Annotated in this window: 17 protein-coding genes; 12 read left to right on the top strand and 5 right to left on the bottom strand. The window is 63.6% G+C overall.

From position 1 onward, the window contains the following. Positions 1-3: 3 nt before the first annotated feature. Positions 4-903, bottom strand: coding sequence for a glycosyltransferase (locus tag M3G03_RS01795; RefSeq protein ID WP_259807655.1), 900 nt, complete (start codon positions 901-903; stop codon positions 4-6). 78 nt (positions 904-981) lie between these two features. On the opposite strand from M3G03_RS01795, the gene M3G03_RS01790 reads away from it, so the two are divergent. From M3G03_RS01790 to M3G03_RS01780, 3 genes are read left to right on the top strand one after another with little or no spacing between them, the layout of a single operon-like run. Next, entirely contained in the window at positions 982-2247 is a 1266-nt protein-coding gene (locus M3G03_RS01790; RefSeq protein WP_259807653.1) for a glycosyltransferase family 4 protein, read from the top strand. A gap of 14 nt (positions 2248-2261) precedes the next feature. Then, positions 2262-3101 (top strand): glycosyltransferase family 2 protein, encoded by an 840-nt coding sequence (locus M3G03_RS01785; RefSeq protein WP_259807652.1) that lies wholly within the window; start codon positions 2262-2264, stop codon positions 3099-3101. Continuing rightward, a complete protein-coding gene (locus M3G03_RS01780; RefSeq protein WP_259807651.1) occupies positions 3098-4033 on the top strand; it encodes a glycosyltransferase family 2 protein in 936 nt (311 codons plus the stop codon). Before M3G03_RS01785 ends, M3G03_RS01780 begins: the two co-directional genes overlap by 4 nt. Here M3G03_RS01780 and M3G03_RS01775 read toward each other — a convergent pair. Beyond that, positions 4022-4747: a glycosyltransferase gene (locus M3G03_RS01775; protein ID WP_259807650.1), complete on the bottom strand. Its 726-nt coding sequence runs from the start codon at positions 4745-4747 to the stop codon at positions 4022-4024. The genes M3G03_RS01780 and M3G03_RS01775 overlap by 12 nt on opposite strands. A gap of 296 nt (positions 4748-5043) precedes the next feature. After that, on the bottom strand, positions 5044-6048 hold the full coding sequence (locus M3G03_RS01770) for a glycosyltransferase family 4 protein (RefSeq protein ID WP_259807649.1): 1005 nt from the start codon (positions 6046-6048) through the stop codon (positions 5044-5046). 189 nt (positions 6049-6237) lie between these two features. On the opposite strand from M3G03_RS01770, the gene M3G03_RS01765 reads away from it, so the two are divergent. From M3G03_RS01765 to M3G03_RS01730, 8 genes are all read left to right on the top strand, one after another. Beyond that, positions 6238-7242: a glycosyltransferase gene (locus M3G03_RS01765; protein WP_259807648.1), complete on the top strand. Its 1005-nt coding sequence runs from the start codon at positions 6238-6240 to the stop codon at positions 7240-7242. A 206-nt stretch (positions 7243-7448) separates the two neighbouring features. Next, positions 7449-8243 (top strand): hypothetical protein, encoded by a 795-nt coding sequence (locus M3G03_RS01760; protein WP_259807647.1) that lies wholly within the window; start codon positions 7449-7451, stop codon positions 8241-8243. A gap of 189 nt (positions 8244-8432) precedes the next feature. Beyond that, positions 8433-9140: a cytidylyltransferase domain-containing protein gene (locus M3G03_RS01755; protein ID WP_259807645.1), complete on the top strand. Its 708-nt coding sequence runs from the start codon at positions 8433-8435 to the stop codon at positions 9138-9140. After that, on the top strand, positions 9137-11380 hold the full coding sequence (locus tag M3G03_RS01750) for an N-acetylneuraminate synthase family protein (RefSeq protein ID WP_259807644.1): 2244 nt from the start codon (positions 9137-9139) through the stop codon (positions 11378-11380). The genes M3G03_RS01755 and M3G03_RS01750 overlap by 4 nt, the downstream gene beginning before the upstream one ends. 1 nt (position 11381) lies before the next feature. Further along, positions 11382-12425: a glycosyltransferase family 4 protein gene (locus M3G03_RS01745; protein WP_259807640.1), complete on the top strand. Its 1044-nt coding sequence runs from the start codon at positions 11382-11384 to the stop codon at positions 12423-12425. Then, positions 12422-13450, top strand: coding sequence for a glycosyltransferase family 4 protein (locus tag M3G03_RS01740; RefSeq protein WP_259807638.1), 1029 nt, complete (start codon positions 12422-12424; stop codon positions 13448-13450). Before M3G03_RS01745 ends, M3G03_RS01740 begins: the two co-directional genes overlap by 4 nt. Beyond that, the gene (locus tag M3G03_RS01735) at positions 13450-14379 is read left to right on the top strand and encodes a glycosyltransferase family 2 protein (protein WP_259807637.1); all 930 of its coding nucleotides are present in this window, start codon (positions 13450-13452) and stop codon (positions 14377-14379) included. Before M3G03_RS01740 ends, M3G03_RS01735 begins: the two co-directional genes overlap by 1 nt. Then, the gene (locus M3G03_RS01730) at positions 14379-15494 is read left to right on the top strand and encodes a glycosyltransferase (protein WP_259807636.1); all 1116 of its coding nucleotides are present in this window, start codon (positions 14379-14381) and stop codon (positions 15492-15494) included. The genes M3G03_RS01735 and M3G03_RS01730 overlap by 1 nt, the downstream gene beginning before the upstream one ends. On the opposite strand, the gene M3G03_RS01725 is transcribed toward M3G03_RS01730, so the two are convergent. After that, the gene (locus M3G03_RS01725) at positions 15441-16595 is read right to left on the bottom strand and encodes a zinc ABC transporter permease (protein ID WP_259807634.1); all 1155 of its coding nucleotides are present in this window, start codon (positions 16593-16595) and stop codon (positions 15441-15443) included. The genes M3G03_RS01730 and M3G03_RS01725 overlap by 54 nt on opposite strands. A gap of 62 nt (positions 16596-16657) precedes the next feature. Further along, a complete protein-coding gene (locus tag M3G03_RS01720) occupies positions 16658-18220 on the bottom strand; it encodes a polysaccharide biosynthesis tyrosine autokinase (RefSeq protein WP_259807633.1) in 1563 nt (520 codons plus the stop codon). A 256-nt stretch (positions 18221-18476) separates the two neighbouring features. Between M3G03_RS01720 and M3G03_RS01715 the strand changes: the two genes are divergently transcribed. Continuing rightward, a complete protein-coding gene (locus M3G03_RS01715; RefSeq protein ID WP_259807632.1) occupies positions 18477-19805 on the top strand; it encodes a sugar transferase in 1329 nt (442 codons plus the stop codon). The last annotated feature ends 2 nt before the right edge of the window (positions 19806-19807 follow it).

Genomic DNA, 19807 nt, shown 5'->3' with positions numbered 1-19807 from the left:
TCATCACTGGCCGCGGCCGGCCTCCGCGGAACTCCTGCGGGAGAGGCGGGGGTGACGGTAGAAGCTCTTCAATAGCGCCAGCCCTGCGGAACCGAGACGTGAACGACGCAGCTTTTCAAGATGCCTGTACCTCTGGTACAGCTCGTTCCGCTCGTCCACGACCGCGAAGATTCCGGTGAAGAAATCCTCGGCGTGGTCGAGGTAGACCCGCCTGTTCGTCCGGAACATCGTGGCATAGGTGCTGATCATGCGGTCTCGAGCGCTGCGGGCGTGAATGGCGTCGTTGACGCTATGCGGCCGGCCTCGCCGATAACGGAAGTAGACACCCTCCAACCTGTGGACAGTCCTTCCCAATCCAAGGATTCTGAGGCTGAAGTCGTGGTCCTCGCGTCCCTTGAGGTCTTCGTTGTAGCCGCCCACCGTCTGCCAGTCTTCGCGTCGGAACAGGGCACACGCGAAGATCGCATTCCACAGGAGATGGTATGGATAGTTGAAGTGCGGCAACCGCCACTCACCCGAGACGGAGCCGAACATCTCCGCGCGACAATAGACGATGCCCAGTTCGGGATCCTCCGCCATCGCCCGAACAGCCTCCTCGATGTATGGCGGCTCGATCAAGTCGTCGTCGAGCGGCATGAAGAATTCGCCGCGAGCAACCCGAAGGGCTGCGTTGCGCGCGGCTGCGGGTCCCGCGTTGGCTTGGCGAAGCACAGTGATGCCGGCTTCCTCCTGTCTCCGGAGGCTGGCGAGTGTCTCACCGTCGGTGGCCCCGTCATCGGTGATCACGATCTCTATCGCCGGGTAGGTCTGTGCAGTCACGCTGCTGACCGCTTCATCAAGGCAGCGGCCCATGTTGAAGCATGGGATGATGACGGAAACAAGTGGATCTCTTGACAACGTCACCCCCAGGTCCGGTCTGGCAAGCGAGGACTAGGGTGCTGGACATTGACAGTGCCGCGCACGGACCGACGCAGAAGGGTTATGGGCATAACCGAGACAGAACGTGATGCCACGGCGGTGGATCGGCCGCGCCTGCTGAACATCATGCACGTGGTGCCGGTTTTGCACGCAGGTAATGCGGGCCAGAACTTCGCGACGGCCCAGTTGCGCCGATGGGCCCGAGATGCGGATGTCACGTGTCTGGTGATCCCCGGCCGGTCACTAACCAGCGAGTTGGGGAAGGCGATCATCCCATCGGTCGCCCTGAACCGCGTTCCGCGTCGGGCTCCGCGCCTGGCGTCGAGGGTGTGGTGGAGGCTTCGCGCGTGGTTCCCCACCCTCCGAGACCTGGAGGTGTCGGACTCACTGCGGGCGGATGGCCGGGCGCGGGCCCTCATCGAATCCGCCAACGTGATCGTTCTTCAGTGGCAACACACTGCTGACCAAGTAGGACTGCTAAAACGCTTGAACGGCCACGCTGCGCGAGTCATCGTCCTCCACGACGTGATGTCCCAGTCGCATCGCCGGTATGCGCGCCACGCGACCTCCAGAAAACAACGAGTGCGCCATCATGTTGCGGTCTGGGTTTCCCGCATCGTCGAAAGACGCATATGCAGGATCGCGGATGTGGTGGTGGTACTCAGCGAGAAGGACGCGCGACTCCTCTCTTTGGAGGGCCGACTCAAAGCCATGGTCGTCCCGGCTCCGGTGCGAGCGCCCTCGAATCCTTCCCGTCGTCCGGCCCGGAGCCGTCTGCTGCTCGTCTCCAGCTGGCGCTACGAGAATGTGCACGGCTTGGAATGGTTCGACGAGCACGTCCGCCCGCTACTCGTTGATGTTCCAGATCTGGAGATCAGGTTGGTCGGCAGCATGGCTGACGGTTTGGCTCAGCAGCTGTCTGCCAAGGGTTACGATGTCAGGGGTTTCGTCGAGGACCTGTCCGCCGAATACGAGCAGGCCTCCCTCGCTGTCGTGCCGCTGTGGATCGGCGCTGGAGTCAAGTTCAAAACGATTGAAGCTGCGCTACACCGTGTTCCGGTTGTCTCGACAACTGTTGGCGCAGAGGGAATCCCTGCTCTTGAGAGCAACTCCTGGGTGACAGACGACGCAGAAGTCTTCGCGAAGGCAATCCGGGAGAACCTTTCAGATCCGAGCGTCTCCCAACGACGCGCTGATACTTTGCGCGAGGCGATCCTTCGTGAGCACTCCAGCGATGCGGCTGGGCTCGCTCTGGACGCCGTGCTCACCCGCGCTACTGGCATCGTTCACGACTCGAGATCCCGTCGAAGATCAGGAGGGCCACATTGAACCAGCGAGTAGTGGTGATCATCCCGGCGAAGAACGTGGCCTCGACTCTGGGAGAGCAGCTCGCGGCACTGGACGCCCAGACTGACCTCGATTTTCGCGTGGTCGTGAGCGACAACGGGTCCAGTGACGACACGCGGAAAATTGCTGAGGAGTGGACTGCCCGTCATGGTGGCATCTTTATCACTGACTCATCGCATAGGCCGGGCGTCGCCGGCGCGCGGAATGCCGCCATAGAAGCAACCCAGGAGGAGCTGATCCTCATTTGCGATGGTGATGATCGCGTCCATCCCACCTGGGTCGCCGCGATGCGCAATGCCCTTGCACGAACCGACGCCGCCAGCGGACCCCTCCACGCCTTCACTCCCGGCTCCTCGGACCCAGAACCAGTATGGTTCCCCGATGGGTTGCCGCTCTCCATGAATTTCAAGCCATTCCTGCCCGGCGGCAACATGGGTTTCCATCGCGAGGTGATCCGCTGCATCGGACCGTTCGATGAAGAACTACACCTGGGCCAAGAGGACGTCGACTTTGGCTGGCGCATGCATGACGCGGGATTCCGCATGGCCCACGTGCCAGAAGCAGGCATTGACTACCGATTGCGTCCAGGCTGGAAGCCATTGCTTCGCCAGCAATACCGCTATGGCAAGGCTCACGTGCGGCTGTATCTCAAGCATCGGCCCAATACCCCGCCCGTGGCGAGCTGGAAGACGTCCGCACGTTGGTTCTGGCATTGGGCGAAACAGCTCCCCAAGGCAACACGCGAAGGCCGTCTCCGTGTCGCCGTCAGAGGGGCCACGTTTCAGCTCAGCAGAGTGTTGGAGTCCCTCCGACATGGCACCCGGAGCCCGCTATGAGCACAATCAGCGCGATCATCCCCTTCTACGGTGACCCAGCTGAGACCCTGCCATTGGTCAACTCCCTACGGGACGAACCCGTGACCCAGATCATCGTGGCTGATGATTGCTCACCCATCCCCTTTCCCCCCGTCGAGGGGGTCGAGGTTGTTCGCGCGTCGGCGAACCGGGGGTTCGGAAGCACTGTGAATCTGGGCGCCTCGCAGGCGAGCGGGGACCTCCTTCTGGTGTTGAACAGCGACCTGACCATCCATCCTGGTTTCGTGGCGGCACTCGTGAAGAGCGCGGAGCCCTGGCAACCCGCCGTGGCGAGCCCCAGCATCAGGGAATCATGCCGCCCGCGAGCCGTGGGCAAGTTCTGGCCGCGAAGCCGCCAAGCCTTCTTCGCCTGGTTGACGCCGCTGGCACGCCTGCGGGACACGTCTCTGTGGAACACGCTGGTTGGCCACGTGAACCCGAAACAGCTTTCTCCAGAAGGCACATCCGTGGACTGGGTTGTCGGCGCCTGCATGCTTATCCCCGCGGAGGAGTTCCGCCGCATCGGTGGCTTTGACGAGCGCTACTTCATGAACTCAGAGGAAATAGACCTCCAGCGACGGCTGCTGGCCCAAGGCGTGAAGTCAGTAGTCCTCCCCTCCATCGTTGTTGATCATGAGGGTGGTGGCTCCAGCGATCCCGAACGACGCCGGCAGTGGGTGACCGACGGCCAGTTCGTCTACGAGGCAAAGTGGGGACATGCCGCCCCGCTGGCCCTCGCGCTGCTGACAGCGTCCCTCATCAACTTTGGATGGAACTGCATGAGGAGGCTTCGCGGCGCTGACGTGAGACCCCTCGCGACCCTCGAGCAGGAGTGTCGACTCGTGTACCGCGGCTGGAAGGCCCGGAGCGGACGACCCCACCCCCGCGGCCAGGCCCCCGACCTAGATCCATGACCGCTCGCGCCACAGCTCGACTACGTGCCGCCACATCTGTAGATAGGTGAATCGTGAGTGAACATGCTGACTGCCTGCCGATGCGATTCGCGCGCGCATCGTGTCATTGCGTGACAGCTCGACCAGTGCCGCACGCCAAGCCGCGGGGTCATGGGGCGGAACCATCACCGCTGTCTCATCGCTGAAGTACTCCCTCATCGCTGGTGTATCGGTGACCACAACGCAAGCGCCGCTTCCTGCCGCCTCCAGTGCGACGGTCTGCCCCGTGGGGTAGGCCATCACCTTGGTGGGGACTGCCACCACAGCGGCGTTGGCGAGAGCCGCGCGGTAGTCGCCGTAGGGGATCGTGCCCCGAAAGTTGACCCCCGAAGGGACGGTGGCCCCTTCCAGGTTGCTTTCCTTGCAGATCAAGTCCAGCTCGAGCCCTGATCCCTGCATGGCGGCCAATAGGGTGGGATAGTCGCGTCCTCGATCCGATCCGACCGCCACGAGGGGCCCATGGACGCTGAAATCGCTCCGCGGCGGGAACAGACCCGGCGCAAACCCGAATGGAATGGATTCGATCTTCTCGCGAGGAAACCCACAATCGTGCAGGATGTCCAGCTGGTTGGCACTCCAGACGAGCGTGAGGTCGACCCCACGATACTTCCGCACGACTGCCCGGCGCTTTTCCCGACTTGCGGCGCGCAACTCGTCAGCGAGCCAGCAGGCCATCATCGTGAGGGGGGTGGACGAGTAGGGTGGCAGCCCATGGGCGCTTGCCCACGACGGAGCGACGGCCTGCGCCTCGAGAAAGGCGAGCACAATGTCTGCCCGGGCGGCCAGGCCGAGGGACCGAACCGCCTTGTCAATTGGTGCTCCGGAACGGTGGTGCAGCACGTCGGCGATCTTCCGATGAATGCGCGTCCTCGCGGTGCTCACCTCGGTGAGGCGAACCCCACACCTTTCCAGCTGATCCACGCCATACGGTCCGTCGGAGGCTTTACCGCTTGTCAGCACGAGACACGTTGTCATGCGTCAGGCCCTCCTACCACGCTTTCCGCCACGCGAAGAGCCGTCGCGGACCAGGCGTCCCAGTTGAGGACCGTTGCCGCTCTCTCCTCGGCTCCGCGCGACAGATGGTTCAGCTCTGAGCGACCTTGGGCAATCGCGTCCACGGCCGCCGTGATCGCTGCCTCATCAGTGTTGTCCACCAGTATTCCGCTCACGCCATCGGCAACGATGGTCGGCACTCCCCCCGTCCTTGTGGCGATCGCCGGGAGTCCGAAGCCTGCCGCGTCCGTCAGCGTCACCCCGGCGGCGTTGCTTCTGGCGAGTTCAAGCAGCACGTCGTGGCTCCTGTACATCGCGGCCAGCTCATCGCGTCCAATGACCCCAGGGGCATGGATCCCCGAAGGGAGTTGGGGGGTTCGTCCCACAATCGTGAATTCGCAGGGCACATTGCGAGCTCGCAGCGCCTCGAATACCCTCACCACTCGATCCCCGCCCTTGCGATCCCAATCGCTGACGACCGAGAGCACCTTTGTCGGACCCCTCGAGGGCCGTGGACCCAGCTTGCCACCTGGGCGAATAGCTGGACCAAAAGGGGCCACTGAAACAGCGTGGGGCGGAATCTTGTCGTCGCGCACCAGAGCCTCGCGAGCCCAGTCCGTCGCTGCCAGGGTGTGACTAGCTCGGCGAGAGGAGAACGCTGCGATGACCTGGGCTTGCCATTGAGAGATGCTGTGCACATCGGTGAACAAGCCGTAGTAGCCGGAGATGGCTTCCAGGGTGGTGTCGGACACCTGGATCACGGGAATACCCGACCGGGAGAAGGCGATGTCTTGTGAGGCCGCCACTGCCACTACGACATCGGGACTCACCTGCTTGAGTCGTCGATCCAGTGCAGCACCGCGCTTGAGACTGGTGGCGAGTGCGTGGCCGACCAGATAACTGCGCCCCCAACGACGATCCAGCAGACGGGCTAGAGCCCGATCCAACAGCGCATCCGGGACCGCCTGAGTACTGACGGGCACTAGCTCGCAATGTTGGGCCAGCGACTGGGTCATCGGTTGTACGACGCCAGACCAAGCACGGGGGTCGTTGACGTTCCAAGGAGTCACCAACGCCACGCGTGTCATGGCATGATCTTAGTAGCCCGGCATGTGGCCCGTAGGCAAGGCTGCCTGACCCAAATTCAGTGCGAGACGACGATTAGGAATCAATTGAGAGATCTCAAGCTGCTTCTCGTCACCCCCACCTTTCATGGGTACGGGCAGTCGATCGCCCGCGGATTCCGCCGGCTCGGCTATCAGGTCATGGTTGATGAGTTCGACCGGCTGGATACGGCCGGTGCAAAATTCCGCCACAAACTGAGGGTGGAGCTCCCGGCGCGGCTGGCGCGGGCCCCCCATGCAGGAGCCGAGGCCAACGAACCCACCGCGACCCTCATCCGTGAGACCAGACCGGACGTCGTACTCTTCTTGCGGGGAGACAATATCGCCGACCCCGTCTTTGATGCGGTTCAGGGGGTGGGGGCGCGACCCATCCTGTGGCTGTGGGACGAGGTGCGGCGAACACGTCACACTTCCGAATCGTTGGACCGATTCCCGCAGTTGATCAGCTATTCCACGCTGGACACTCAGCAACTGGTCACAGAGGGACGCCTCTGCATTCACGTTCACAATGCGTTTGATGACTCGATGACTCCCCGGCATGCCCGCTACGTTCCAGGCATCCTGTTCGTCGGTGCTCGATACCCCCGCCGACAGCAGTTGGTTGAAGCACTGTGCGAAGCGCGGGTCCCCGTCACCGCAGTGGGCCGTTCCTGGAGCCACCACCCCTTCGACCGCGCCCGCACGTGGGAATGGTCTCGCCCCAAGGTCCACTCCTTGCGCGACGTGCCACGTGAAGAGGGTTATGCGATGACGGCTGGGGCGCCGGCGGCACTCAACATTCATTTTGACCAGGACGGCTTCACCATGAAGACCTTCGAGGTGCCGGGGGTTGGAGGTGTCCAGCTGATCGACCGCGCTGACGTCTCTGACTTGTATGAACCCGGGAGTGAGGTACTCGTTTACGACTCTCCTGAGGAACTCATCGACCTCTCAGGCCGATGCATCAGCGACGATCGATGGGGCGACGCGATTCGCCGTCGGGCACAGCAGCGCACCCTCGCCCACCACACCTTCGTCCACCGCGCGCGACAGGTGGAACAGTTGTGGGCCTGACGTTCACCGACAAGGATTCCTGGCAGCGGTGGCAGCAGTCCCGCCGTCGCCTTCATGGCCTGAAGGACCGCCTCAGCGCTCCCTCCCCGCAGACACTCCGACTCCACCTCTGGAGCAGGGGACCTAGGCCTCGGCTGCTGGTGGCCTGCGACTCGACGTCCCCGACGAACCACCATTCGCTCCTCGCACCGCTTGAGGCCGGCGACGTGGATGTCATTGTCGCGACGCCAGCGCACTTGCAGCTAACACTTCCCGGCAAGGGGTGGAGGCGCCTCCCGGAATCCGATCAGCAGGCCGCTCTGGCGGCGTTGACCTCCGTCGCTTCCATTGGCGATCACTTGGCGGTCGGGGCGTGGGCTCATGAACTGGCCACGTCCCGTGGTTTGGTCGAATGGGTAGTGCAACATGGGGTCCTCACCCCCTTCGCTCCCCCGCCACCTTTCGGAGCTCGCTACCTCGCGTGGTCGGAGGCCGATGCCAGTTTTGTTCGCGAAGGAAGATCGGATCTGGATATCCAGGTCACCGGCTCGGCGATGCTCAACGCTGCGGCTGCCAACCCGGCAGAGCACATCAGCCGGTTCATGACTCCCGTCTACCTCGGCCAGCTCCACGGCGCGGAGCTCTCGCGGCTCTCCATGACGCAATCGACAACACAGTTCTGGCGGGAGACCCGCGCTCTGTACCGGCCTCATCCGCGAGAGGAGGACAAGCTGTCCAGGTTTCAACACCGTGTCTGGAAGCGAATGGGCATGGAATTTGCAGAGGGCGGAGCGCTGACCACTATCGACCGCCCGGTCGTTGCGGCCTTTTCCACGGGGGTGTTGGAGGCAGCCGCTCGCGGTGTGCCCTCGTGGGTCTTCCATTCCCAGCCGCCGCGATGGCTGGAAGAGCTGTGGGACAGGTACGAACTTTCCCGTTGGGGCGATCCAGAGCCCACGCGGTATCGAGAGCCGGACCGGGAGCCAGCGCGACGCATTGGTGAGCTGTGGATTGAACCGTGAGCGCTGACAACATAGTTGCCAGTTGGGTCCGCTGGCTCGTGGGAAACGAAACCCTTCCGGCCCAGCAGTAGCACTCTTGGTGGGAGCGTAACGATCGGCCGCTGATGGGGGGCACGCCGGTTTCGGCAAGGTATTGTGTAAAGAGTGACACCGTCGCGCAAGGGGCAGCGACTCGATTGGAGGGCGTCCGTGAGCCGACTCGTCGCCGTCATCCCGGCCAGGGGTGGTTCCAAGGGCATCCCGCGCAAGAACCTGTTGGAAATCGCAGGAAAACCGCTCATTGCCTGGACCATTGAGTCAGCACTCGAGGTGCTCAACCTACGAGTCATCGTCTCGACCGAGGACGATGAGATCGCGGAGGTTGCGACTCTGTACGGCGCGGAGGTCATCAAGCGACCCGTCGAGCTCGCACAAGATGCGACCGCCACGGAACCGGTCGTCCGACATGTCATCGACACCTTGACCCAGCAGGCAGAACGGCCAGACACGGTGATGCTGCTTCAGGCCACATCGCCCGTTCGCCTCCCCGGGACGCTGGCCCGCGCCGTCGACGAGTTCACCCGCGCAGGCGCCGATTCCATGGTCGGCGTGGTGTCCGCTCCGCCATTCATCTGGCGAAATGCCCCTCACGTCGCCGCCGAGTATGACTATGAACACCGCCCACGCCGGCAGGACATGACCCCAGAGCAACTTAGATATCGCGAGACAGGCTCGGTCTACCTGACCCGAACGGACATCTACGAACAGTGCGACAACCGCCTCGGGGGCCAGGTTGCCCTGTTCGTCATGAACGATGTCGAGGGAACCGACATCGACACCCGCCACGATTTCGCGACCGCCGAACAGATCCTGCTCGGGCTGCAGGCAGCCACGGGCGATCGTAAGGACAACGCATGATCATCGACCGCCACATCGGAGCCTTCACCATCCTTGAGGACGACAGCGTCCGCACCGCCCTTGGCAGGATCGACACGAACAAGTCCCGCATCGCATTCGTCACCGACCACCACGGCCACCTGGTCGGCTCACTCTCCGACGGTGACATCCGGCGGTGGCTACTCGCCTCCCCTGATGCCTCGCTCGAGTCTGCTGCGGGCAAGGCTGCCAACAACCGTTGCGTCCGAGCGTCCATTGATGCTCCGCATGGGGACATTGACCAGCTGATCGCCGGCGCGATCAGCCACGTACCGCTGGTGGACGCCTCCGGCCGATTCGTGGCGGTGGCCTCCAACGACCGCCGCGCCTTCCAGATCGGACGCCACCGTGTCTCGGCCGAGGATCCGACCCTGATCATCGCCGAGATCGGGAACAACCACCAGGGCGACGTGGCCTTCGCCAAGGACCTGGTCGATCTCGCTGCCGATGCTGGGGCCGACATCGTCAAGTTCCAGCTCCGCGACATGGACGCGCTCTACCGCCAGTCCGGCGCAGCCAGCGGCGGCGAGGACCTCGGCGCCCAGTACACGCTCAACCTGCTCGGCAAGTATTCCCTCAACGCCGACCAGATGGTGGAGGTCTTCGATCACTGCAAGGTCCGCGACCTGGACATTCTCTGCACGCCATGGGACACGCCAAGTGTGAGAGTCCTCGCTGACTATGGCGTGCCCGGTCTCAAGGTCGCCAGCGCGGACATGACCAACCACGCCCTGCTCGAGGACATGTTTGCCACGGGGCTGCCGCTGATCGTGTCCACCGGCATGAGCACCGAGGAGGAGATCAAGGAGTCCGCCGAGCTGCTTCGAAACTCCGGGTCACCATTCGCCATGCTGCACTGCCAGTCGACCTACCCGGCGCCCTTCAAGGACATCAACCTGCGCTACCTGACGCGGCTGGCGAAGATCTCTGGCGGTCCAGTCGGTTACTCCGGCCACGAGCGGGGCTACCACATCCCGCTGGCGGCTGTCGCCCTGGGCGCCCGCATCATCGAGAAGCACTTCACCACCGACCGGACGCTGGAGGGCAACGACCACAAGGTCTCCCTGCTCCCCCACGAATTCGGCGACATGGTCGCCCGCATCCGCGAACTCGAGGAATCCCTCGGAGACGGGGAGGCCCGCGTGGTCTCCACTGGTGAATCGATGAATCGGGTGAATCTGGCCAAGTCCTTGGTCGCCTCCCAGCGCATTGAGGCAGGCACCACCATCACCCGCGGGATGGTGGATGTGAGGTCCCCCGGACGCGGCCTGCAACCCAACAAGCTGGACGAGCTGCTGGGCCGCATCGCGCAGCGCACCGTCGAGGCCGGCGACTTCTTCTACCCCGGCGATCTCACCGACACCGTGTCGAAGGGGCGGAACTACCACTTCCGTCGGCCCTGGGGCCTGCCGGTGCGCTACCACGACTTCGCCAAGCTCATCGAGGGCACCAACCCCGACTTCATCGAGTTCCACATGTCCTACAAGGACGTGGAGCTGGACATTGACGAAATCTTCCACGGGCGCCTGCCAATGGGTTTCACGGTCCACCTGCCCGACCTCTATGCGGGCGACTTCATCGTCAACCTGGCCAGCCCGGATGACGCGGTCTGGGAGCGGTCGATCGCTGAGACGCAGAAATGCCTCGACATCACCCGCAATCTGACCAAGTACTTCACCCTCGACGCGCCGCCGGTGTTCATCGCTACCATGGGCGGCTTCACCGCTGACGGCTTCGTGGACCCGTCAGAGCGCCCCGCGATGTATGCCCGCATCGCCCAGGCCATCGAGCGCCTCGACACCACCGACGTGCGCCTCACTGCCCAGACCCTCCCGCCCTACCCCTGGTTGATGGGTGGCCAGCAGTACCACAACCTGTTCATGGGCCTGGAGGACACGGTCGAGTTCTGTGAGCAGTACGGCCAGCGCCTCACCTTCGATGTCTCGCACTCGAAGCTGGCGGCCAACTTCCACAAGCGTCCCTTCAGCGAGTACGTGGAGAAGCTCGCCCCGCTGAGCGACCATCTGCACATCGTGGACGCCGAGGGCGTCGACGGGGAGGGCCCGCAGATCGGTGAGGGTGAGGTGGACTGGCCAGTGCTCGCCCGACAGCTGGAGGAGCTCTCCCCCGGGGTTTCGTTCATCCCCGAGATCTGGATGGGCCACACCAACAACGGACAGGGCTTCTGGACAGCACTTGACCGTTTGGAAAAGTGGTTCTGACATGAGCACCGCCCTGTGGGTCACGCCGGTCAGTAACCTGGCTGGGGTGGCCAGGCACGTGCTGGATGCCACCACAGGCGGGCTTCCGGGCTGGGACGTCGTCGTGGCGGCACCCGAGGGGGCCCTGTTGGACGCGCTCCACGACCGGGGTGTAGCGGTCCTGCCCACCGAGATGGGGGAAGGCGTCAGCACCTGGACGGCGGTGCGGCGGCTCAGGGCAGCCATCAACAAGGTGAAGCCGCAGGTGGTGCACTCCCACCTCGCCCGCGCGGATCTCCTGTCTGCAGCGGCCAGCGCCGGTCTCCCAACCAAGCTGGTCTCCACAGAGCATGGAATCGCAGCGGATCGGACCCTCTACAACGCCAATGCAGTCAAGGCCACCCTCAAACGCGCCCTGCACTGGGCCCGGTGCCAGCGAACGGACGCCATCATCGGAGTGAGCCGGTCGACGTGTGAACTGGTCCAGTCCACGTGGCGCCCACGCGCCCGAGTGGTGCTGATCCCCAATGGCATCGACCGCCCAGTCGAGCGCAAGGGCGAACCCGGGACGCGGTTCCTTTCCCTGTCGAGGCTGTCTCATGAGAAGAACATCCATCTCGTCCTGGAAGCCTTCGGACACGTCCAGGCGTCACTTCCCCAGATAAGCCTCACAATCGCTGGCGACGGGCCCCTGCGGGAACCCCTGGAGCAGCAGGCAGCCTCGGCCCGCCTGCAGAATGTGACCTTCCCCGGACATGTCTGCGCTAGCGAGGCTCTCGCATCGCACGACGTGGTGGTACAGCTCTCCGCGTGGGAGAACGCCTCCTACACGCTGCTGGACGCAGCTGCGCACGGGCTCGGCGTGGTGGCCACACCGGTCGGTGGAAATCCGGAGTTTCTCGCTCGGGACTGCCTCACGGAAGCCCGGGACCCCACGCGGGTGTCGAACCTGATGATGAATCAGGCTAAGGACCTCTGGCGGCGCCCCTCCTTGCCTGAGAACTGGCCGACCGTCGCGGGGATGAAGCGAGGGATCGTGGACGTCTACGAGCAGGTGTGGCGATGAAGGTCACCCTGGCTGCCAACCATGGCGAGATCGGCGGCGGCGAGGTCATGCTGCTGGCAATCGCGCGTGCCCTGCGTGAGGGCGGGCACGAGGTCTCAGTTGTCACCCCAGCGGAACCCGACGAGGTGGCTCGGGCGGCAATGAGCGAGGGCCTTCCGGCTACCACCATCCACGGACGGGGTACCGTCGACTACCTTCGGGGTTTGCGACGCTGGGACAGCAGGCAACGCCACGGGTTGCTGTGGTGTAACGGCTTGCGTCCTGCGCTGGCCACTGCTGGGCACGGCAATCGCATCGTACACCTGCATCAGGAACCACACGGGTCACAGGTGTTCGCCGCACGCCTGGCCTCGTGGAGGGCGCGGCGAGTGTTGGTGCCATCACACAGCCTGAGTGGCAAGGTCCCGGGCAGCACCGCACTGGAGAACTGGACCGAACCGCTGCCCTCCTCACAGCGGACTCGGCAGCCGGGAGAACCGTTCGTGCTTGGATTCCTGGGGCGTCCCTCGGTGGACAAGGGCGTGGTCGCCCTGGCGCAAGCGCTCACCCTAATCGAACAGCGGCATCCAGAAATGTACCGGCTCCTACTCGCAGGGGAGCCACGCTTCGTATCTCCCAAGGCCGAGCACGAGGTCGAAATGGCGCTGGCGCCGGTAAGGCACCTGGTGGATCGTCCGGGTTGGGTGAACCGCGAGGACTTCTTCAACTCGGTGGATCTGCTGGTCGTACCGTCCATCGCGCCGGAGTCCTTCGGGCTCGTGGTCGCAGAAGCCATGGCCGCCGAAGTACCCTTCGTGATCTCCGACGCCGGGGCTCTTCCCGAGGTCGCTGGAGCCGAGTACCCGTGGGTGGCCCGAGCTGGCCGGCCCGATGAACTGGCGGACGTGATCGTGCGCGCGGCGACGGATCCCGGTGCTCCGGATCTGAGGGCCCGATCCCTTGCCAGATGGAGGGAGCACTACTCCCCCGAAGGTGGAGCACGAAGGATCGCAAAGCTCATGTCCGCGCTGAGTAGGGAGATCTGATGGCGCTCGCAAGCATCGTCGTACCGAGCCGTGGGGGAGCCGCTCGACTCCCTGCCTTGCTGTCGGCTCTCGCCGCCCAGGACGACCCCGAGTGGGAAGCGATTGTCGTCATCGACGGTGACATCGACGACTCGGCCAGCGTGGTGGCCAAATACTCCCACCTCGCCGTTCGCAGCATCGTGTTTCCCGAGAACCGCGGCCGCGTCGCTGCCTTGAACACCGGCTTCGCGGAGGCCAGGGGGGATGTCTTGATCCGTTGTGATGACGATCTGGTGCCACAGCCCGACTATGTGCGTCAGCACAAGATGAGCCATGCAGCGGAGCCCGGCGGATCCATCGGTCTGTGCCTCAACGTTCTGCCGGACAACGCCTACGCACGGATCTACGGGAGAGAAGCAGACCGGCGGTTCCAATCGGGCGCATATGAAACACCCTCCTCGGAGCTCTGGCGCCTGTGGGGAGGGAACGTCTCCACCACCCGCGACCTGTGGAGCAAGGTCGGGCCATATGACGCCTCCTATCGCACCTATGGCTGGGAGGACGTCGACTGGGGTTACCGGCTGGCGCGCGAAGGGGTGACGATTCGCTTGGTCAGAGGAGCAGAGGTTTTGCATACCGGAGCAGCGGCGGATGTCTGGTCGCGAGTGAAGCGAGCATTTCACTCCGGAGCGGCGCGAAGAACATTTGAAGAAGTGCATGGGTCAGCCATCCTGTCGCCCCAGGCTGGCCGAAGGGGAATCTGGAACCAAGTAGTATCGTTCAGTGCCGCACACCTCGACCGAGGTCGTCTTCGCGCGGCGTCCGCAACGGTACAATTCTTTGCGCCCATACTGCCCACCTACGTTGGCCACAAGCTTGTCGCGCTTCTGGTCGAGAGCGCGGCTGTCAGCGGTTATCAGCGCCCACACGAGACGCGGGCTGACTTTTGATGCCCCGACCAAGGATCGCCATTGCGCATGATTACCTCACCCAGCGGGGGGGAGCCGAGCGCGTAGTCCTGGCCATGCATCGGGCCTTCCCAGAGGCACCCATCTACACGACGATCTACACCCCGGAAACCACCTTTCCGGAGTTCGCGGAGGCGAAGATCTTCACCTCTGAGACACTCTCGCGGATCCGTTTGCTTCAACGCGATCACCGGCTCGGTCTGCCCCTCTATCCCTGGGGCATTGACCGCACCCCAACCATCGATGCCGATGTTCTCCTGGTCTCCACCACTGGGTATGCCCACGGCTTCTCAACAAATGGAAAGAAGCTCGTCTATTGCCATTCCCCTGCCCGGTTCCTGTACCTCGCCGACGAGTACTTGGGGAAGCCCACCTGGCGGTCTCCCATCGGGTGGGCACTGGCTGCCATTCGTCCGGCGCTCATCCGCTGGGACCAGCAGGCTGCAGCCAGCGCCGACAAGTATCTGGCCAACTCCACAGTCATTCGTCAACGCATTCGACACGTTTACGGAATCGAGGCACAGGTCGTGCCAGCGCCGCCAGCCCTCACCTCCGCGGCGGAAGGTGTTCGGCCGACTGCGCTGTCTGACTGGGGCCCCGGGTACTTCCTGGTCGTCTCCAGACTTCTTCCCTACAAGAATGTCTCGCACGTCCTGGATGCCTTCCGCGAGCTACCCACCGAACGGCTGGTGGTTGTTGGCAAAGGCCCCCTGGAAGCCGAACTTCGGCGCCAGCTGCCGACGAACGCCCGAATGCTCCAAGGAATCAGCGACGCTGAACTCTCCTGGGTCTACCAGCACGCATCCGCCTTGGTCGCTCCAAGTTTCGAGGACTACGGGCTGACCCCACTGGAAGCCGCAGCCTTTGGCGTCCCCACGATCGCCCTCGGAGCTGGGGGCTATCTGGACACGGTGAAAGAGGGTATCTCTGGGCTGTTCTTCGCAGACCCCACTCCTGAGGCAATCGCCACAGCGGTGCGAGAGAGTCGGGGTAGGGAATGGGACCCCGCGAGCATCGAGCTCCACGCACAGGGTTTCAGCGAATCACGCTTTGCTGAAGCCCTGGGACGAGAAGTCGACACGCTGTTCGGACAGTGAAGGCTTGGTGTCGGATACCTCCTCCACGCCGAATCTCCAGCCCCAGGCAAGGCCGAGGAGGAGGAGAGCTGGTGTCGTGAAGAACACTTCTCCGAGTCGGGAGGCCGTCACCAGGAGAACCAGCAGACCCCCCTCCACAAGGGCGAGGTTGCGCGGCACCTGCGCAGTGGACAGCAGCCCCATCCCCTTGTACGCAACGAGATAGAGCATGATGGCGACCATGACCCATCCTCCTTCGATGCGAAGGGCGGAATAGGAGTTGTGGAAGAACATGAAGTCGGCGCTGCCCACGTCGACCCATGCCGTGCCGAGGCCATCCCCCCACCACGGGGATCGCGCCAACTTTGCCTCCGTGGCGAGATCCACCTGCTCCCTGAACCAATCTGTGCCCTCCCGGTTGGCGAAGACCCCGATTCGAGCAAAGCGGGCTTCGACGAACTGAAGGAACCAGATGATCCCGCCAGCCAGCACCAGGCGCGGAACCACGCTGAACTTGTTTCGAACAGCTACCCAGAGAAGAGCGACGGCTGCTGCCGCCATGGATGTACGCGAACCCGTCAGGAAGAGCAGAACTGCGAATACGGCGACATGCATGAGCTGCCCGCGACGGCGGGTGAAAAGAACCAGCCCCACGATCAGCAGAACCGCATACACCAGGCCTGCGACATTCTTGTCCGTCATGAAACCTGTCAGGTAGGGCGGGTAATTGTTCGGGGCAAACCCAGCATAGAACAAGCCAGCATTCAGGAGCGCCCCCACCAGATAGCCGGTGATCAGGGACTGGGCATGGATCCGGCCCACTGCGATCGTTGCTCCGAACGCAAGCAGGATCATCATCTTCGTGGCGCGAATCTGCCATGGGAACCCGTTGAGCGCCGATACAGCAATGGCCCACGCCACCATGAATGAGTACACCAGGGCGATGCTCCCAAGGCCCGCGACGCGTCGCGTCGGTCGTCGGGTGACCCCCAGGGCGATCACCAGGGCCATGACGAGGATGCCTGTCGGTTGGTTGACCCCCGGCAGTGGGTAGCGATCCCACGTGAGAGCCAATCCCAGCAGGAAGTCCATCGCGACCAGACTGGCCAGCGCGCGGGTCATCGGCTGTCCGTCGACATCTGACGGCCTCCCCACACGCGTGGGATTGCCCACGCCGGAGGAACTCACTGCCTGCGCCCGTCAGCATCGCGAGGGGACATCCGTGCGGCCACTCTGGTAAACCCGCCGCTCGGCTCGTCATCGACCGCAAGATCCGTGCGTCCTGACGGCCGCTGAGCGATGGCAGCTGGGATCACCATGCCGATCTCGGGTGCTGCAGCAGCGTAATACCCACCCTTCGTGCCGTAACCCTTTCCGTACCCATAGCCGTAGCCATAGCTCGCGTCACCGAAGCTACCGCGCGTGAGGCGGTTCAGCACAGTCCCCAAGAGCGCTCCGCCAACCATCCCGAGTTGCTCAGCACAGACCCTGACATGTTCCCGCTCAGTCCTACCACCCACGGCCACCAAGAGCACTCCGTCAGTCACCGCCGACAGGACAGAGGCGTCCGTGACCGCCAGCATCGGTGGTGCGTCAATGATCACCATCTGTGTCCGGCGCAACTCCTCGAGCAGGTCAACCATTCGTTGGGACCCGAGGAGCTCGCTGGGATTGGGCGGGATCCGACCCGCGGGAAGGAGGCGAAGGCCAGAAACCCCGGTCTCGACGACCGCGTCCTCCAGGTTCACATCGCCTACCAGCACCTGGGAAAGGCCGATCCCTGGGTCCACCCCGAAGATCGTTGATTGCGTGGGGCGCCGAAGATCGCAGTCGACAACAGTGACTTGCTGCCCAGAAAGCGCCAGCAGTCGAGCGATGTTGGAGGCCACCGTGGACTTGCCTTCGCCCGGATTGGCGCTGGACACGACGATGCTGGTGAGCGGGTTGTCGACGTGGACGAAGCGCAGGTTCGTGCGAAGCTTCCGCAGCGCCTCGCCGGCAACCCCGCCCACTTCCATCACACCCTTCCCCTGACGCTGCTTACGGAAGTCCTTGGAGTCAGGAATGAGCCCCAGTACTGGCCTCCCGGTCAGTTCCTCGACATCCTTCTTCGTGCGCACCCTCACGTCGAGCTGACGCTTGACCAACGCGTAGGTCAGACCGAGCAAGAGCCCCGCGAGAAACCCAAGAATCAGATTGCGGATGAGGTCGGGGCGCTCTGGCGCTGCGGGCGCCAGAGCCTGCTCATAGGGGAGGATGTGGATGCTCGTCAGCTTCGACAAATCCTTGGCAGCTGCTCCCCGCTGCTCCGCCTGGGCGTAGGTTTCCATCCGGAGTGCCTCTGCTGTCAGCGCCTTCAAGGCTGCGTCAGCTGTCGCCTGTGCTGAGCGAGCCGAGGGCGCGGCCGCAGAGATCTGGATGAACCCCGTGCCGGGCCGCACAGAGGCCGTGTAACTACCTGGCGCGACGCCCACGGTCTTCATCTCCTGATTGACGCGCACCGCCACGGCGCGGGTGGTGATGAGGCTGGAATACACGCCCGCCCTTGCCTGTGCCGTGAGGTCGCTCTGCGCTGCGTTCGCCACCGACATGGAGTCTCCGGCCACCACCAGACCGACCGCCTGTGCTCGGAAGACGGTGGGTCTGGTCAACGTCCACGCCGCCGCGAGACCACCACCCAGGAGCCCACCGATCAACAGGACCAACGCGTTCTTCCTGAGTAACCGGACGAGGTCAAGCAGGGTCATGAAGGATTCCTCCAGCTATTTCCAGCCAATGAACGGCAGCACTTCGGACCCAAACGGATCATCCGCCATGATGCCATAATGGCTTGGAGACAGTGTCACTGAAGGGGGACGCTGCTGGTCGAGGAGGCATCTGTTGACGGCGTCCGATGTACGCGGGCTGGCAACGGTCAAGCATCTCAGTTCCCCTTGGAGACGTTCACTGATTGTCAGTGCACTTGTGGTCAATGACACGTGGGTGATCATTCTCACGTCGCAGGTGGCAATTCAGCTCCGCACCCGAATGCCCATCCTCGGTGGGGCCCCGGATGTGGCTGCGCTGGTCAACCCTCTGGTGGCGGCCATCGTGGTCGGCTGGCTGTTCATGATCCATCTCGCGGGCGGCTATCGTCACCAGCATGTTGGAGCCGGAACCACGGAGTATCGAGCCGTTGTTCGCGGTTCACTGATGACTGCGGGGCTCCTGGCAGCCAGCGCCTATCTGTTCCAATATCCGCTCTCGCGAGCCTTCTATTTTCTCTTCTTCGTCGTGGGGATCCCGGCACTGGTGGGGACCCGCTATCTGGTGCGCAAGACCCTTCACTGGATGCGTCGCCATGGGTACCTCCGCGTGCCGATGCTCATCGTGGGTGACCGCGTCCATGTCAACGAACTGAACCGGGTGATGAGGCGCGAGCGCTGGGTGGGATATGACTTGGTCGGCGCCCTGACCTATGACCGTGACGAGGGGGCTTTCGACGTTCCGGTGATGGGCACTCCGGACGATGTCGTGCTCGCCACACGGCAGTCCAGGGTGGACGCCGTCGTCTTCACCGAAGGCTCCTTTCGACGCCCCCATCACTTCAACCAGCTGGCCCGTGAGCTCGAGCAGGAAGACGCCCAGCTCATCGTCATTCCGTCACTGACTGAGATCGCCTCGGAACGCGTCAACCTCCACGCTGTTGCGGGCGTACCGCTGCTCCGCATCGCCAAGCCACAGGCTGAGCGGGCAGGACGCGGCCTCAAGCGTGTGTTCGACCTCTCCGCATCCGTTGTGCTTCTGCTGCTCCTGAGCCCGATCCTTCTGCTCACTGCCATCGCCGTGAAGGCGGGCGATGGTGGCCCCATTCTGTTCCGACAGCCCCGAGTGGGTCGTCGCGGTCAGCCCTTCAACTGCCTCAAATTCCGTTCCATGGTGGTCGGTGCCGATGAGGTCCAGGAATCGTTGCCGGCAGAGAACGACGGTGCCGGCCCGCTCTTCAAGATGAAGAACGACCCTCGCGTGACCACGGTGGGTCGCTTCATCAGGCGCTACTCGATCGACGAGCTCCCACAGCTCTGGAACGTGGTCCGTGGGGACATGAGCCTGGTGGGGCCGCGCCCAGCCCTACAGCGGGAAGTGGACCAGTACAAGGCCCATGTGGTCCGCCGTCTCGACGTGCGCCCGGGAATCACAGGGCTGTGGCAGGTCTCGGGTCGATCGAATCTGTCCTGGGATGACACCGTCCGGCTTGACCTGTACTACGTCGACAACTGGTCCTTTGTTCAGGACCTGGCAATCCTTGGCAAGACGGTGTCGGCGGTCTTTCGATCTGACGGGGCCTACTAGGC

The sequence above is a fragment of the Aestuariimicrobium sp. p3-SID1156 genome (genome assembly GCF_025144225.1).
Classification (GTDB): Bacteria; Actinomycetota; Actinomycetes; order Propionibacteriales; family Propionibacteriaceae; genus Aestuariimicrobium.
This window is presented reverse-complemented; position numbering and strand designations above follow the sequence as displayed.